The sequence below is a fragment of the Bradyrhizobium sp. AUGA SZCCT0431 genome (genome assembly GCF_018131065.1).
GTDB lineage: Bacteria > Pseudomonadota > Alphaproteobacteria > Rhizobiales > Xanthobacteraceae > Bradyrhizobium.
The window spans coordinates 1-16,814 of record NZ_JAFCLR010000075.1 but is presented as its reverse complement, the minus strand read 5'-3'; the positions used below and the strand labels follow the sequence as shown (position 1 = coordinate 16,814).

Annotated in this window: 13 protein-coding genes; 5 read left to right on the top strand and 8 right to left on the bottom strand. The window is 62.9% G+C overall.

Features of this window, described 5'->3' with window-relative positions; translation table 11 throughout:
* Positions 1-295 precede the first annotated feature (295 nt).
* Positions 296-583, bottom strand: a complete 288-nt coding sequence (locus tag JQ567_RS37370; protein WP_192737386.1) for a hypothetical protein — start codon at positions 581-583, stop codon at positions 296-298.
* Positions 584-734: 151 nt separating this feature from the next.
* On the opposite strand from JQ567_RS37370, the gene JQ567_RS37365 reads away from it, so the two are divergent.
* From JQ567_RS37365 to JQ567_RS37355, 3 genes are all read left to right on the top strand, one after another.
* Positions 735-2,132, top strand: a complete 1,398-nt coding sequence (locus JQ567_RS37365; protein ID WP_212443450.1) for a CoA transferase — start codon at positions 735-737, stop codon at positions 2,130-2,132.
* Between the two features lie 136 nt (positions 2,133-2,268).
* A complete protein-coding gene (locus JQ567_RS37360) occupies positions 2,269-3,513 on the top strand; it encodes an efflux RND transporter periplasmic adaptor subunit (RefSeq protein WP_212443448.1) in 1,245 nt (414 codons plus the stop codon).
* Between the two features lie 33 nt (positions 3,514-3,546).
* The gene (locus JQ567_RS37355; protein WP_212443447.1) at positions 3,547-6,669 is read left to right on the top strand and encodes an efflux RND transporter permease subunit; all 3,123 of its coding nucleotides are present in this window, start codon (positions 3,547-3,549) and stop codon (positions 6,667-6,669) included.
* A gap of 78 nt (positions 6,670-6,747) precedes the next feature.
* On the opposite strand, the gene JQ567_RS37350 is transcribed toward JQ567_RS37355, so the two are convergent.
* A complete protein-coding gene (locus JQ567_RS37350) occupies positions 6,748-7,713 on the bottom strand; it encodes an amidohydrolase family protein (protein WP_212443446.1) in 966 nt (321 codons plus the stop codon).
* 165 nt (positions 7,714-7,878) lie between these two features.
* Complete coding sequence (locus JQ567_RS37345; RefSeq protein WP_212443445.1) at positions 7,879-8,439, bottom strand: hypothetical protein; 561 nt, start codon at positions 8,437-8,439, stop codon at positions 7,879-7,881.
* A 114-nt stretch (positions 8,440-8,553) separates the two neighbouring features.
* On the opposite strand from JQ567_RS37345, the gene JQ567_RS37340 reads away from it, so the two are divergent.
* Entirely contained in the window at positions 8,554-10,152 is a 1,599-nt protein-coding gene (locus JQ567_RS37340; protein ID WP_212443444.1) for an FAD-binding oxidoreductase, read from the top strand.
* Between the two features lie 58 nt (positions 10,153-10,210).
* On the opposite strand, the gene JQ567_RS37335 is transcribed toward JQ567_RS37340, so the two are convergent.
* The 5 genes from JQ567_RS37335 to JQ567_RS37315 form a co-directional block, all read right to left on the bottom strand.
* Entirely contained in the window at positions 10,211-10,555 is a 345-nt protein-coding gene (locus JQ567_RS37335) for a hypothetical protein (RefSeq protein WP_212443443.1), read from the bottom strand.
* Positions 10,545-11,645 (bottom strand): hypothetical protein, encoded by a 1,101-nt coding sequence (locus tag JQ567_RS37330; protein ID WP_212443442.1) that lies wholly within the window; start codon positions 11,643-11,645, stop codon positions 10,545-10,547. The genes JQ567_RS37335 and JQ567_RS37330 overlap by 11 nt, the downstream gene beginning before the upstream one ends.
* Positions 11,638-12,060, bottom strand: coding sequence for a hypothetical protein (locus JQ567_RS37325; RefSeq protein ID WP_192737394.1), 423 nt, complete (start codon positions 12,058-12,060; stop codon positions 11,638-11,640). The genes JQ567_RS37330 and JQ567_RS37325 overlap by 8 nt, the downstream gene beginning before the upstream one ends.
* A 34-nt stretch (positions 12,061-12,094) precedes the next feature.
* Positions 12,095-13,066 carry an alpha/beta fold hydrolase gene (locus JQ567_RS37320; protein WP_212443441.1) on the bottom strand — a complete coding sequence of 324 codons (972 nt, stop codon included), beginning with the start codon at positions 13,064-13,066 and terminating at the stop codon, positions 12,095-12,097.
* A gap of 135 nt (positions 13,067-13,201) precedes the next feature.
* Positions 13,202-14,620: a TolC family outer membrane protein gene (locus tag JQ567_RS37315; RefSeq protein WP_212443440.1), complete on the bottom strand. Its 1,419-nt coding sequence runs from the start codon at positions 14,618-14,620 to the stop codon at positions 13,202-13,204.
* 238 nt (positions 14,621-14,858) lie between these two features.
* Here JQ567_RS37315 and JQ567_RS37310 point away from each other — a divergent pair, with 238 nt between their 5' ends.
* Positions 14,859-16,712, top strand: a complete 1,854-nt coding sequence (locus tag JQ567_RS37310; RefSeq protein WP_212443449.1) for an acetyl-CoA hydrolase/transferase C-terminal domain-containing protein — start codon at positions 14,859-14,861, stop codon at positions 16,710-16,712.
* Positions 16,713-16,814: the final 102 nt, after the last annotated feature.

Here is a 16,814-nt window from a genome sequence, read left to right as displayed (position 1 = left end):
GTGCATTTTGTTTTGTGCAAACCGCACGCGAGACCGCGGGTGCAGCGCGCACCCGGTCTTCCCTGCGCCCTCTCATTTGAGGGCAAGGAATTTCTGGCAAAGCTCGGGCGTAATGCGTCGCGAGAATGCGAAGGTGTGTTTAGACCACGGTGCAACAACAAACACCGCCGTCGTCCCGGCCTTGAGCCGGGACCCATAACCACAGGAAGAAGTTTTGCGAACGGTCTCTGTCACCGAGCCCCTATCGAAAGATCACGCGGTATGGGTCCCGGCGTTCGCCGGGACGACAGCGAGGCTACTCCGGCGCCGCACCGACCGGCGGCCCGCCAGGCGGCCGGTGCAGGAAGGTGATCGTCGCATAGGCGCCGACCCACGAACCAACCGCGGCAAACGCCACATAGACCCAGTTCTCGGTGTAGCTGATGACGGCGTAGGACGAGAGCAGATACCAGATGCTGCTCCAGGTCGCCGCCGGTACGCGCTTGCGCGCCACCACCGCCGAGGTGAACATGACATAGACCGCATCGGTGGCGGCGGTTGCGAGCAGGACCGCACCGGCGGTCAGGGGTTCGACGGCGGCCATTGCAACTCCTTCATGCAGTTAAGGCGTAGCCCGGATGGACGTAGCGAAATCCGGGAGGATTTCGCCAAGCGGATCGCTCTACCCGGATTGCGCTACGCTCCATCCGGGCTACGTTGCAATGCCTGGGAAAGACTAGGGAAGAGACATGCCGATGCAAAGCCCGCATGAAATTCTCGGCGATATCTGGACGTCGGCCGGCGGCGAGGCTTCCGCGCTCGACGCCATCAAGCTGACCGGCGAAGAGCCGCAGCTGCCGTCGTCGTTTCGCGTCGCCGCCGCCGCGCAGGCCAGCGTCGCGGCAACGGGGCTCGCCGCCGCCGGGATCTGGAAATTGCGCAGCGGGCAATCGCAGGACGTTACCGTCGACATGCGCCACGCCGTGGTCGAATGCCGCTCCGAGCGTTACCTGCGCGTCGACGACAAGCCGCCGCCGCCGGCCTGGGACGCGATCGCCGGCGTCTACAAAACAGGCGACGCGCGCTTCGTGCGGCTGCATACCAATTTCCCGCATCACCGCGACGCCGTCTGCAAGGTGCTGAACTGCAAGCCGGAGCGCGACGAGGTGCAGGCCGCGCTGATGCAATGGGATGGCGAGGCGTTCGAGACCGCGGCCTATGCCGATGGCGGCGTGGTGTCGATGATGCGTTCGTACGACGAATGGTCGGCAACGCCGCACGCCAGGGCGCTTGCCGGATTGCCGCTGCTCACGATCGAAAAAATCGGCGACGCCGCACCAAAACCGTGGCCGAAGGGCGACCGGCCGCTCGCCGGCATTCGCGTGCTCGATCTGTCGCGCGTGATCGCAGGTCCCGTCGCGGGCCGCACGCTCGCTGCCCACGGCGCCGACGTGCTGTTGATCTCAGGCCCAAAGCTGCCGGCGATTCCCTGGCTTACGATCGATACCGGGCGCGGCAAGCTGACGAGCTTTGTCGAACTCAAGAGCGAGCAAGGCCGCGCGGTGTTTCGCGATCTGGTGGCGCAGGCCGATATTATTTCGCAGGGCTATCGGCCGCTTGCGATCGCCGGCCTCGGCTTCGCACCGGAAGAGGCGGCCCGTATTCGTCCGGGGATCGTCTATGTGACGCTGTCGGCCTATGGTCATGTCGGTCCTTGGGCGGAGCGCCGCGGTTTCGACTCGCTGGTGCAGACGTCCACGGGCTTCAACCATGCCGAAGGGCAGGCGGCGGGTGTCGACGGGCCGAAGGAATTGCCTGCGCAGATGCTGGACCACGCCACCGGTTACCTCATGGCGTTCGGCGCCATGATGGCCAAGGCGCGGCAGTCGCGCGAAGGCGGCAGCTGGCACGTTCGGGTGTCGCTGGCGCAGACCGGTCGGTGGCTGTGGAATCTCGGTCGCGTCGCCGATGGCTTCAAGACCGGGGATTTGAAGGGGGAAGCCGTGATGCCCTTTATCGAGGAGGTGGCTTCCGGCTTTGGCGCACTGCGGTCAGTCCGGCACTCGGCGCTGTTGTCGAAAACCCCGGCGTTCTGGGCCCGCTCCGCGATGCCGCTTGGCAGCCACCCGCCGCAATGGCCGGCACGCGAGTAGATATTTTCAGCCGGCGTTCAGGCCGACCTCTCCAAAAATTAACGGCCGTGCTCGTTTTTTAGCTTGTTTGGAACTCCGATTAGGCACTATTAGCGGGTGAGGCAAATTGTCGCTATTGCTGAGTTGAGCAAACCGCATGCGTAACAGCTTTATTGAGCAATTTCAGCGACTTATCCGCCAACGACCGGCGGTGGCGATAGCCGTGCTCGTGCTTGCTGGCGCGGGCGTCTATGGATTCTTGCAGTTCGCAACCGAGCCCAAGCATTCCGAAGTGTCCAGCCAGTCCCGCAAGGGAGGACAGCAGCGCTACAAGCTGTCGCCGGCCGAATGGGCCAGCCTGACCATCCAGCCGGTTGCCACGCGGGGCTTCCGCGCCGAGCATGTCACCGAAGGCAAGATCGCGATCGATGAGGATCGCTCGACACCGGTGTTCTCGCCCTATGCCGGCCGTGTCACCCGGCTTCTGGTCCGGCCCGGCGATAATGTCGTCAAGGGTCAGCCGCTGTTCGTGATCGAGGCTGCCGACAACGTACAGGCGCAGAACGATTTCATCGGCGCGATGACCGCCATGAACAAGGCAAAGTCCGCGCTCGATCTGGCGCAACTGCAGGGCCAGCGCGCCAAGGATCTGTTCGAAGGCAAGGCCGTTCCGCTCAAGGATTATCAGCAGAGCCAGGCGACGCTGATCCAGGCGCAGAACGACCTGCGCTCCTCGCAGACGGCGCTGGAAGCGGCGCGCAACAAGCTGCGCATTCTCGGCCTCACCGACGAGGACATCGCGACCTTCCAGGAAAAGGGCCGCATCAATCCGGAAACCACCATCTTCGCGCCGATCGCCGGCACCGTGGTCCAGCGCAAGATCGGCCCCGGCCAGTATGTGAATTCCGGCGCCAGCGATCCGGTCTATGTCATCGGCGATCTCTCCACCGTCTGGATGGTCGCCTTCGTGCGCGAGACCGACGCCGCCAATGTCGCGGTCGGGCAGGACGTCACGTTCAACGTGCTGGCGTTGCCGAACCGAGCGCTGTCGGCGCGCGTCAATTACGTTTCCACCGCGATCGATCCGGCGACGCGCCGGCTCCTGGTCCGCGCCACCATCGACAACACCAATGGCGTGCTCAAGCCGGAAATGTTCGCCAATGTGACGATCTATTCAGCCGGCGATCACCCGGCGGTCGGGGTGCCGAAGACGGCGTTGATCTACGAGGGCGACCAGGTCCGGATCTGGGTCGTGCATGAGGACCACACGATTGAACTCCGCCAGATCAAGGCGGGCCTCGCCAATGGCGATCTCGTCGAGGTGGTCGGCAATGTGAAGCCCGGCGAGCTGATCGTGACAAAGGGGGCGCTGTTCATTGACCGGGCCGCGTCCGGCAGCTGATCTTCCCTTCGCTCATCGAAAGCTTCGATCGGAATGGATCGCCTCGTCGCCCTAGCCGTCAGCCGCCGCTATTTGATGGTTGGCATGTTCATCGCGGTGATGGTCGGCGGCCTGATCGCGTTCAGGCAGCTCAACATCGAAGCCTATCCCGACCCGACCCCGCCGATGGTCGACATCGTGACGCAAAGTCCGGGCCTGTCGTCGGAAGAGATCGAGCGCTACATCACGATCCCGATCGAGACACAGGTCGCCGGCATCAAGAACCTGCGCACCATCCGCACCATCTCGCTGTACGGCCTGTCCGACGTCAAACTGCAGTTCTCGTTCGACTACACCTATGACGAGGCGCAGCAGCAGGTATTGAACCGCCTGTCGCAGCTCGCGCCGCTGCCGGGCAACGTGCAGCCCGGCATCTCGCCGCTCAGCCCGATCGGCGAAATCTACCGTTACCGGCTGAAGGGCCCGCCGAATTACAGCGTGCTCGACCTCAAGACGCTGCAGGACTGGGTGTTGCAGCGCCGCTTCCGCGCCGTGCCCGGTGTGATCGACGTCACCGGCTGGGGCGGCAAGACCAAGGCCTATGAGCTGCAGGTCGACTTCAACAGACTGGTCGCCAACGGGCTGACGCTGCCGCAGGTGCTGCAGGCCGTCAGCAACGCCAACATCAATGTCGGCGGCAACACCGTCAACATCGGTGCGCAATCCGCCGTGGTGCGTGGTGTCGGACTGATCCGCTCGATCGATGACCTCAACAACACCATGGTGTCGCAATCGGGCGGCAACCCGGTGCTGGTCCGCGACATCGCGCATGTCACCATCGGCGAGAAGCCGCGGCTCGGCATCGCCGGCCTCGACCAGGATGACGACATTGTGCAGGGCATCGTGCTGATGCGGCGCGGCGAACAGAGCGCGCCGACCATCAGCCGCGTCGAGCAGCTGGTCGCTTCCATCAACAATTCCAGCATCCTGCCGCCGGGCGTCAAGATCGAGCGGATCTACGACCGCAAGGACCTGATCGACATCACCACCCACACCGTGCTGCACAACATGGTGGTCGGGATCATCCTGATCGTGCTGCTGCAATGGCTGTTCCTCGGCGACCTCCGGAGCGCGCTGATCGTTGGGGCCACGATCCCGTTCGCGCTGTTCTTCGCCGTCATCATCCTGGTGCTGCGCGGCGAATCCGCCAATCTGCTCTCGGTCGGTGCGATCGATTTCGGACTGATCGTCGACGCCACCGTGATCATGGTGGAAGCGATCTTCCGCCGGCTGTCGCAGACCACGGCGTTGTCGGAAGCCGAGCGCAGCCAGATCTCCTTCGACACCACGATGGGGATGAAGAGTCACGCCATCCTCTCCGCCGCCGCCGACGTGTCGCGTTCGATCTTCTTCGCCGCCGCCATCATCATCGCTGCCTTCCTGCCGCTGTTCACGCTGAGCGGCGTCGAAGGCAACATCTTCGGGCCGATGGCGCGGACCTATGCCTACGCGCTGGCCGGCGGCTTGCTGGCGACCTTCACCGTGACGCCGGCGCTGAGCGCTATCATCCTCCCCTCGCATATGGAGCACACCGAAACCTGGATCATGCGGCAGCTCGACCGGCTCTATCTGCCGGTGCTGAAATGGGCGGTCGCGAACCGCAGAATCGTGATGGCCGGTGCCGCGGTCCTCGTGGTCACGACCATCGTCTTCGCGCGGCTTCTGGGGCTGGAATTCCTGCCCAAGCTGGAAGAGGGCAATCTGTGGATCAGAGCCACGCTGCCGCCGACCATCTCGCTGCAGGAGGGCAACACCTACGTCAACGAGATGCGCAGGATGATCCGCAGCCGCCCCGAAGTGGAATCGGTGGTGTCGCAGCACGGCCGCCCCGACGACGGCACCGACGCCGCCGGCCTGTTCAATGCCGAATTCTTCGCGCCGTTGAAACCGGCCAGCGAGTGGCCCAACACCCATGACAAGGACGAACTGACCGCGCAGTTGCTCGCGCAGTTGCAGGAAAAATTCCCCGGCGTCGAATTCAACTTCTCGCAATATCTGCAGGACAACGTCTCGGAGGCGGTGTCGGGCGTCAAGGGCGAGAACTCGATCAAACTGTATGGCAACGATTTGCAGGCGCTGACCGACACCGCCAACAAGATCAAATCCGTCCTCGCCACCGTGCAGGGCGTGACGGATCTGGCGGTATTCACCTCGCTCGGCCAGCCCACCGTCCAGATCGATATCGATCGCGCAAAGGCGGCGCGCTATGGCCTGTCGCCGGGCGATATCAATGCCACCATCAAGGTCGCTGTCGGCGGCGACAGCGCCGGCGACATCTATGAACCCGGCAGCGACCGGCATTTCCCGATTATCGTTCGCCTCGCGCCGGAATACCGCAGGAGCGCCGAGGCGATCCATAATTTGCGGATCGGCGCTCCGGGCCCGAATGGCACCATCACGCAGATCCCGCTCAGCGAAGTCGCCTCGATCAATCTGATCTCGGGCGCCGCCTATATCTACCGCGAAGGGCAGGAACGCTACCTGCCGATCAAGTTCTCGGTCCGCGAGCGCGACCTCGGCAGCGCGATCCAGGAGGCGCAGGACAAGGTCGCGAGCCAGGTCCAGCTGCCGCCGGGATCGCGCGTCGAATGGGTCGGCGAATTCGGTAATCTGCAGGACGCCATCAAGCGGCTGTCGATCGTCGTGCCGATCAGCCTGGCGCTGATCGCGGTGCTGCTGTTCTTCAATTTCGGCTCTACGGTCGACACGTTATTGGCGATGAGCGTGATCCCGATGGCGATCTTCGGCGGCGTGCTCGGGCTATTGATCTCGGGGATTCCGTTCAGCGTCTCGGCGGCGATCGGCTTCATCGCGCTGTTCGGCATCGCTGTCATGGACGGCATCATCATCCTGTCGCAGTACAATCAATTGATCGATGAAGGTTATGAGCGGATGCGTGCCGTGATCCGCACCGGCGAACTGCAATTGCGGCCGGTGCTGATGACCTGCGTCGTGGCGGGCGTCGGGCTGCTGCCGGCGGCGCTGTCGGCGGGGATCGGTTCACAGGTGCAAAAGCCGCTGGCGGTGGTGGTCGTCACCGGCATGATGCTGGCGCCAATCGTCATCCTGATCACGCTGCCGGTGCTGATCTCGGTATTCTCGCGCCGGGCGCGCTGAGGGGAGCGAGTGGTTGCGGGATTAGGACCGCGACCCGCCCCGGCAAACGGAGCGGGCGGCGATCTTGAGAAACTGATCTTAGAACCCGTACAGCCGCGCCGAATTGTCGACCAAAATCTTCTTGCGCACGGCGGCGTCCGGCGTCCACACGGCAAGCTGGTTGAGAAGCCGTCCATCGTCGATCTGGAACAGCGGTGTCACGTCGCTGATCTGTTTGCCGGCAGGGGTCACCGAATCCGGATGCGGCCAGTCGGTGCCCCAGACGATGCGGTCGGCATTGGCTGCGATCAGCGCCTGCGCGAGCGGGGTGCAGTCGGCATAGTCGGGGCCAAGCTTCGAGGCGCGGTAGGCGCCGGAGATCTTCACATGGGCCTTGCCTGCCTTCACCACCTCCACCAGATCGGCAAAGCCGGGCTGGCCGACGCCAAGGGCGGCCTGAGCGCCGCCGAAATGGTCGAACACGACCGGCACCGGCGACGCCAGGACAAGGTCCTTGATCGCGGTAATCATGGCTAGGCTCGTGAACAGCTGCACATGCCAGCCGCGCGCCTTGATGCGCTCGACGGCGGCGGAGAACCGCGGCCGGCCGACGGTGGGATCATTGACGCCGCCGGTGGCGAGGTTGAGCCGGATGCCGCGGATGCCCGCTTTGCCCATGGCGTCGAGATCGGCTTCCGACGTCTTGTCGTCGATCACGGCGACACCGCGCGCGCTCGCGCCGCGGGCGGCCATGCCGAACAGGGTGGCGGAGTTATCGGGCCCGTAAATGCTCGGTGTCACGATCACCACGCGTTCCATCCTGATCGCCTTGTGCAAGGCGGTCATCTCTTCCGGCGAGGCCAGTTCCGGCGTGTAGACGCGGCCGGCGAAGAACGGGAATTTCGCGGGATCCGGATGGATATGGGTGTGGCAGTCGCAGGCACCTGCAGGAATGTCGAAATTCACCGGCGTTGCCGGTTGGGCTGCTTTGGCAACAACGGTCCGGCTGTTCATGGTCACTCCGGCGGCGATCGAGGCAAGCATCATACTGCGTCGCGTCAGCATTGGCGTTCTCCCTGTGCGTTCGTGCTGTTGATTGTTCGCATCTCGACGGGGCGCGTGGCCGGTCGATCTCTGCGGAAGCGCTTCCCCATTCTTGCGCCGGGCGTTATCAGCCACGGTCGTGTGCGAGAGACTAACGAGCTGCACGCGTTGCGGAAAGGGCGATAGCTATGTGGGATTGGCTTGGCCGCCAATCGCGCGGCGCACTTCGTCGACCAACTCGGGCAAGGGCCGCGACCCATCGAGATGCAGGACCGGGCAGGGTAACGCGGCAAGCCAGACCTGATGCTTCGCCAGATTGCGGCTCACATTCCCCTCCTCGTAGCCCGAAGCCCATTCGATGAAATCTTCCGTCTCCTTGTAACGCCATCCGCCAGGAGACACGGCGTCGGTGCCGAACAGCGTGGCCTCACGGGCACGCAGCCGCTGCAAGCGGATCTCGCGCGAGGTGACGAGGAAGACCACCAGATCGAAATCGGGAATCAACGTGTCGCCCCAGCCGTTGAGCGATCCGCTCAGCACCCAACCCGCCCGCGGCAAAAACATCTCGCGCATCAGCTTCAGGCGATCGCCGGCCTCCCGCATCTCCCGATACGGCGGGATGGTCGGCCGCCAGAAATAATCGTCAGTGTCATGATGCGGCAGCGCAAGCGAATCGGCCAAAGCCCGGCCGAGGCTGGTGACACCCGAACCCGATGCCCCCATGATATGAATGCGGCAGCTCTTCATCTGAATATCCAGGTTTATCGTTCGGTAAGATCAGCGGTCTATCGAACCATAAGGTCTGCCATTTGACTAATTATCCGCCCGCCGGGACTATCGGACATCACCTGGAATCAATTCATGCGAAAATTTTCAAAGAAATTCAAAACCGGGGCGTCCGTTGCCGCGGTTGTCGTAGTGCTGTTTGGTGTCTACGGCTACCGCAAACTGCAGGCGCTTGCCGCCGATCCCAGCGGCGAAAAGGATTGCGGACCGGCGGTGGGGGGTGGCGAGCAGGCCAAGATCGATCTGGAGCGGATCAAGGCGATTGCACCGCTGAAAGACGTAAAATGGTCGCAGCTCGGCGGCAGCATCAATGATGCCAGCTGTCTCAACAAGACCGAAATCTACGGCGTGGTCGAGGTGCGCAGCGTTGACGACATCACCAAAACGCTGACGTTTGCGCGCGACAACAAGCTCTCGGTCACGACCGCCGGCGTACGCCACAGCATGGGCGGGCAGGCGTTCCGCAAGGGCGGCATCGTGCTGGATATGCGCGGTTTCAACAAGATCGTGCTCAACGAGAGCCGGCGATCGATCACCGTGCAGCCGGGCGCAACCTGGCACGATATCCAGAACCTGCTGCACCCGCGCTTTGCGGTGCGCGCCATGCAGTCGACGGATATTTTCACCGTCGGCGGTTCGATCTCGGTGAACGCCCACGGCATGGACCACCAGGCCGGCGCGCTGCGCAAATCGATCAAGTCGATGCGCGTGATGCTGGCGGACGGGTCGCTGCGCACGGTGTCGGAAACCGAGAACAAGGAGTTGTTCAATCTCGTGGTTGGCGGCTACGGCCTGTTCGGCGTGATCGTCGAGGCCGAACTCGATATCGCTGACAATCTGGTCTACCAGACCGGACGCCGCATCATGGACTACAAGGAGTTTCCGGGGCTGTTCGCCAGGGAGATCGAGAAGGATGCCAATATCGGCCTGATGTACGGCCATCTCTCGACGGCGCCGAGCAGCTTCCTGCAGGAATTGCTGCTCTATACCTACACCAAGGTCGACGGATCAGATTTCAAGCGCGAACCGCTCGGCGAGGTTTCGGGCACCAAGCTGCGGCGGCTGACGATCAACCTGTCCAAGCAGGGACCGCTGTTCCAGGAAATGAAGTGGCTGTCCGAGAAGCACATCGAGCACCGGATGGAAACCTGCACCGTGACGCGGGCGCGGGCGATCGGATCGGCGGAGGCCTGTCTCGTCAACCGCAACGACCCGATGCACGATTCCGTGCCGTATTTGCGCAACGCGCTGCCCAACGACACCGACATCCTGCATGAATATTTCATCCCGCGTAGCCAGTTCGTTTCGTTCGTCGACGGCATGCGCAAGGTGCTGACCGACAACAAGACCAATTTGCTGAATGCCTCGGTGCGCATCGTGCATCAGGAAGACAACTTCCTGACCTATTCGCCGGAGCCGGCATTCTCGCTGGTGCTATACATCAACCAGACCACGGATGATGAAGGCAACAAGCGGATGAAGAAGGCAACCGAAGAGCTGATCGATCTCACCATCGCCCACAGGGGTCGGTTTTTCCTGCCCTACCAGCTGTATTATTCGAAGGATCAGTTGCAGCGGTCCTATCCGCAGATCAACGACTTCTTCGCGGCGAAGCGCAAGTATGATCCGGCGGAACTGTTCACGAACACGTTCTATCAGAAGTACGCGTCGTAGTGCGACCAAGCTGAGAGTGCTCCCTCGCCCCGCTCATGCGGGGAGAGGTAAGAAAGGGTCACAGCTGCGCGATGCGCTTCGGAGGCAGGCCGCTGCAGCCGCCGGCTTGCTCCGCGTCCAGCACCAGGAGCGCACCCGCGGCATAGAGGCGGGCGACGAAGCCGGCATCGTCGGAGCGGGCAAAGGTGACATAGTCGCTCGCTGCAAGCACGCGGCCATTGGCTTTGGCGATGATGGCCAGCGCCTGCGCCGGCGGGCCGATGATGGCCATCGACTTGCCCGGCGCCGATCCGAACGTCAAAGCGATCACAACCACAAGCCAGCCGCACACCGCGAGCGCGAAACCGCCCGCGATCCGGCGTAGTGGCCGCAGCCTGCCATGATGTGGCGCTTCAGTAATCATAGAAATGCTCGATGCTTACGCCCCTGGCCTTGAGGTCGCGGTTGATATCGACGAGACGGTCGATCCTAGCCTTCAGGCCGGCCCTGCGGAAGCCGGGTTTGCCATCAAGCTCCAGTGAAAACAGTTCCGTGGTTCCTTTGACATCAAGCTTGGCGGCGTCGGGCGCGATCACGGTGATCAGGATTTCACGGTTGCCGGCGATCTCGGCGAGGCCAAAACCCTGGTCCAGGAGGCTCTGCAGGATTTCGGTGAAATCCTTGTAGCGCGGTGTCTGCACCAGCTGCCATTGCGGCGTCAGCGTGCGGATCGGTTTGATACGCGGCTCCTTCGCCAGCACCGCTGGCGGCAGTGTCGCGACCGCGAACATGATGTCGCGCGGCTCGTCGTCGCCACCGGCATCGAGCGCTTTCTGGATCAGCGCAGCATACCCAACCTTGATATAGTACTCGGTGCCGAGCGCAAAATATCGTTCCCAAGTTCGCAGCGGGCTATCGGTCCGCGCCGAGATCGCCATCAAGCCATCGAGCTTGTCGTGGAACGGAAATTTGAACCAGGGAACGGTGTAAAGAAACGCCGCATAGTCCTGCAGTACCTTGCGCGCGTACAGGTCTTGCGGGGTCCGTTCCTCGCCCCGGATCCACTCGAACACACGGCCGATGGTGTTTTCATAAAATCCCTTGATCGCGTATTCGATCGAGTAGCTGACGCCGATAATATAGATCATGGTTTTGACTTCGGTGAGCGATTCACCGGTCGGCGGCACTGCCTGATTGATGGTACAGAAGCTGCGCCAGAATCCGAAGATGTGTCCGAGGAAGTTGAAATGGCTTTCGCTGGATCGATCGAGGAAGCGGCCGAAATCCTCGAACGAATAGACGATGTACCATTCGGGAAAGGTAAAGAAGGTATTGTTCTGCTTGCGCTGGTAACGCGGCTCATTGATCGCAGGCAGCGTCACCGACGGCGCAGGTGACGCCGAAGCCGACGAAGAGGGGCGGCACGTGCCCTCGATATAGGCGAGCGGCCCAAGCACCGACACCGCGATCAGGATCGCGATGACGACAAGAATGCGCCGTAGCCATTTAAGCATGAACGGCGGTCCGAGTGCGCGGCGCCAGCAGATAGCCGATCAGGATCGCGACACCGCCGAGGGCAAGATGCGGCGCATTGGTGAACACCCGCGTCATCAGCGGCAAGTCGCGGATACCGTTGATGAGGATGCCGAAGTCGAGATAGCCCGAGCCGGTGAAGAGGCCGAGCAAGCCGTCAGCAAAGTAGAACGCGCCGAACAATTGGAAGAACAGTTCCGAGGCGCGGCGAGAGGTCAACGCTGCCGCCAGTGCCCACAGGGCGGAAACCAGATGCAGCCCGTCGGCATACCAGGTGCGGCGGAACAGGCCGAAGATCATGTCGTTCTGGTCGATGAAGGCCGGGATGTATCCGGTCAGGATCACGAAGCCGAGCAGGGCCGCGTAGCCCCAGGCGCACAATCTGATGATATCCATGATCCCTCCGGCCTTCTCGAATCTGTCCGTAAGTCTAGAGCTTTCCGAGCGCCTTGAGCAGGGCGTCGTTGAACAAACCGGGATCCTCGATTTGCGGAATATGGCCAAGGCCCGGCAGCAAGGTGAGGGTGGTATCCGGCGGCAACAGCGTTCGCAGATCAAGCGCCTGCTCAACCGGGGTAGTGTTGTCCTTGTCGCCCCACAGGATGGCGACGGGGAGTTTCACCCGTGCATACGCGTTGCGGTCGGCACTTACGGCGTTGCGGTCGGCGCCGAGGAAGTAATATAGCCAGTCGGCGATGTCAGGGGTGGTGTCGCGCTGCGTCGTCGGCCGTTGCAGGATCGCGACGAATTCAGGCAGCGCGCGTTCCTTCTTCTCGATCAGGGATTCGAGCAGCGTCTTCGTCGCCACCGGATTGGTGATGGTCAGCGATACCAGTATTTCGCGAATCCATTTTGGCTGAATGATCCATGGCGCCTCGGAAGGAGCTGCCGTTAGTCCCAGCGCCGCATCTACCAGTACGAGTCCCCGCGCCCGGTCCGGATAGCGCATCACCAGTTCGGTCGCTGCACCGGCGCCAAAGGAATGGCCGACGATAATTGCTGGCTTGGCTTTCAGATTGACGAGAACATCGTTGATGCGTGCAGCCTGGTCCTGCCTTGTATAGCTGCCCGGACGATCCGAAAATCCAAACGGCGGCAGGTCGAGGGCGATGACGCGAAAGCCGGCGGCGGCGAGCACGCCGGTCGTGTGCCGCCAGAGTTCGCTCCACGCCGCCGTGCCGTGAAACAGCACCACCGGAATTCCATCCGCCGGGCCTTTTTCCTGTACGAACACGCCACCGGAACTGGTCGGCACCAGACGGCCTGACGGCGGCGCCAGTTCGGCGCGGGTGTGGGTTTCGCGGATCGATGCCGCCATCCGGAACGCTGTTATCGCGATCACGATCAATACCAGGAGCGCCAGCAGCGTGTTGCCCGACCAGCGCAGTATGTTTGAGATCACGAGGCCTCGCAGAAATGGATCGATCAAAATCGGGTGCAGTCAAATCAGATCGAATTTTAAGCTAGCGCAGATTCCGGCGATGAAAAATCGCGGACATGATCAGCGGGCAGTTAACACCTGCGACAAAGTTGCGAATTATTGCCCCGACGGCGTGCGCAGGCCGTGCCAGGCGTCGCGCACCTGATGGTAATGCACTTCCGGCAGATAATCCGGCGTGTTGAGCCCCAGCGTCTTGACGTCGAGCCGGCCGATGGCGCTGAGCAGCGTGTAGGAGGCGATCACGCGGTCGCGTTGTGCGCCGATCAAGCGCGCCTTCGCCAGGATCAGATCCTGCTGCGAGTTCAGCACGTCGACCGTGGTGCGCTGGCCGCCCGCGGCCTCGCGCTGCACGCCCTGCAAGGCGACCGTTGCAGCCCGCACTTCGGATTCGGAAGCGGACACCGCGACCTTGGCGCCTTCATGGGCAACCCAGGCGCCGACCGCCGCGGTGCGCGCCTGGTTGCGGACCTGGTCGAGCACCAGCCGGCTCTGGGCTGAGATTTCCTTGGCCTGCCGGGTCTGCGAGGCCGCCATGCCGCCATCGTAGATCGGCTGGTTGAGCTGGCCGGCTATCGAAGCCTGGTCGGTCCCGAAGGTGCCGAGCGTGGGATCCGACTGCTTGCTGCGGCTGACGCTGCCTTGCATCGTGATCGTCGGCATCAGGCTGCTTTCGGCGACGCGAATGCTGGTCGAGGCAACGTCGACGTCAAAGGCGGCCGCCATCACGGCTGGATGCTCCCGGAAGGCGAGACCGATGGCGTCATCGCGGCTGCGGGGCAGATAGCGGTCTACGGTTTCGGCGAGGTTCAACTGCGTCGGCGCGTTGCCGATCACCTGGGTATAGGTGGCCTGGCTGATGGCCAAGGCAACCTCGGCGGCGTTGAGGTCGGCGAGGCCACGATTGAGGCGGGCTTCGGCCTGGGCAGTGTCGGTCGGCGTCACGTCGCCGGCATTGAGGCGCTTCTGGGTGATGCCCAGCGTTTCCCGCAGGAACGCGACGTTGGAGCGCTGCGCTGACACCAGCGACTGATTGGCCAGCACGTTGGTGTAGACGGTGACGGCATCGAGCAGCACGCCCTGGCCGACATTGCGCAAGGCCTCGCGGCCGGACGATACCTGCAGCTCCGCGACGCGGACGCTGTTGGCGGTCTTGAAACCATTGAACAGGGTCTGGGTCACCGTCACCCCGATGGTCCAGGGTTTCAGGTTCGCCGACTGCACAGTGTTGTCGGGCAGGAGGTTGCGGACCGCCTGCAGGCCGGCGGTGAGGCTGGCGACGATCTGCGGCCGGTACCCCGCCAGTGCCTGCGGCACGCCTTCGTCGGTGGCGCGCTGGCGCGCGCGTTCGGCGTTGAGCTGCGGATTGGTCTGATAGGCCTTGGCCAGCGCGTCCGGGAGGTTTTCGGCCTGGGCGCCTGCCGCGGCAAACGCCACGCAAATCACGACGCCAAGGCAAATGCCCGATCGAAGCACGCGCCTTGCAACGTGGCCAACTCTAGCGGCACGCCCAACCATTTGATCCCGCAACTACCTAAGGCCCATCCGCCCCCGCCGACGGCCTCGTCACATCTACCTGTTTAGGGGGCGGTGCCGCCACTGGCAAACGGTCGCGCGACATCATCACAGGAATTCGGCGCTTGGCTGTTGCAGGTTCGTCACAGACGAAGTTCGGTAACAAATGCGTTATAGCTCCAAGCAGCCGGCGTCCTATTCCAGGGCGGTCGGCGTTTCATTACGCCGGGTCCGCATCTTGATGCCGAAACTGTTTTCCGACCCCGAAGCGATCGCGGAAGACATCATCCGCGATGTCGGAACCAACCTCGTGGTCGGATTGCCGCTCGGGCTCGGCAAGGCCAACCACATCATCAATGCGCTCTATGCGCGTGCCGCGGCAGATCGCTCGATCAACCTGACCTTGTTTTCCGCGTTGACACTGGAAAAACCGAAGCCGGGCAGCCTGCTTGAAAAGCGCTTCATCGGTCCGGTGATCGACCGGCTGTTCGGCGGCTATCCCGATTTGACCTACGCCACCGCGCTGCATGCCAGCGCGCTGCCGCCCAACATCCAGGTGATTGAATTTTTCTTCCTCGCCGGAAAGTGGCTGCACGTGCCGTATCCGCAGCAGCATTACATTTCTGCAAACTACACGCTTGCCGCGTCCTATCTGCTGGCGCGCGGGCTCAATGTCGTCACCCAATTGGTGGCGAAGCGCGTGGAGGGTGGCGTCGCGCGCTACAGCCTGAGCTGCAACACCGACACCACGCTCGACATTTTGCGCGCCCGCGCCGAGGGCCGGGCGTCGTTCAGGCTGGTGGGCCAGGTCAATTCCGAACTGCCGTTCATGCCCGGCGCCGGCGATCTCGCGGGCAACGAATTCAGCGCGGTGCTCGACAGCCCCGAGACGGACTTTCCGCTGTTCGCGCCGCCGGCCGAGCCGATCAGCGACACCAAATACGCCATCGGCCTGCATGCCGCGGGTCTCGTGCCCGATGGCGGCACGCTACAGATCGGCATCGGGCAGGTCGGCGACGCGCTGGCGCAGGGCCTGATCGTTCGTCACCGCGACAGCGCGCAATTCCAGGCGGTCATGAAGCGGCTCGCGCCGGACCAAGTGGTGCCGCAGGCCGGACCGTTCGAGAAGGGGCTGTACGGCGTCAGCGAAATGCTGTTCGAGGCGTTTCTCGGCCTGATCGACGCCGGCATTCTCACGCGCGAGGTCGATGGCGTGACGCTGCACGGCGCATTTTTCCTAGGGCCGAAAGCGTTTTATCGCACGCTGCGCGAAATGCCGCCGGAACAGATCGCGCGCATCCAGATGATGCCGGTGTCGTTCACCAACCAGCTTTATGGCGATGAGGATGCAAAACGCCGCGCGCGCGTCAACGCCCGTTTTGTCAACAATGCGATGATGGCGACCTTGATGGGTGCTGCGATTTCCGACGGCCTCGAGAACGGTCAGGTCGTGAGCGGTGTTGGTGGTCAATATAATTTCGTGGCGCAGGCGTTCGCATTGCAGGGTGCGCGATCCGTCCTGGCTTTGGAATCGACCCGGCAGGCCGGCGCGAAGGCGCAATCCAACATCCTCTGGAACTACGGCCATCAAACCATTCCGCGGCATCTGCGCGATGTTTTCGTCACCGAGTATGGCGTCGCTGACGTCAGAGGAAAATCCGACGCCGAAACCATCGCGGCGATGCTTTCGATAACCGACTCCCGCTTCCAGGGCGAACTCGCAACGGTGGCCAAGGATGCCGGCAAGCTGCCGAAAGATTTTCAAATTCCGCACGCGCATCGCCGGAATTTTCCGGAAGCGATCGCGGCAGCGTTAAAGCCCGCGCGCGAGGCGGGTCTGCTGCCGTCATTCCCGTTCGGCAGCGATTTTACCGAAACCGAACAGCGGCTGATCCCGGCCTTGCAATTGCTGCGGGAGGCGCAGCGCACGCCACTGCGGTTGCCGGGGTTATTGTGGCAGGGAATGACGCAGCCGCCCGACGCGGCGCGTCTCGAATGCCTGGCACGGCTAGGCCTCGATAAGCCAACAAGTTTTGTCGAGCGGGCCTATCGCGCGCTGGTGAATGCGGCGCTGGCAAGGAGCAGGGCTGAATAATCTCAGCGTCGTCCCGGCGAACGCCCTAGGTGGTGTGGACACTAGCGCATCCAGAGGACAATGGCTGCGAGAGTGACGACGGCCCGGTAATTGCGGGCCGTT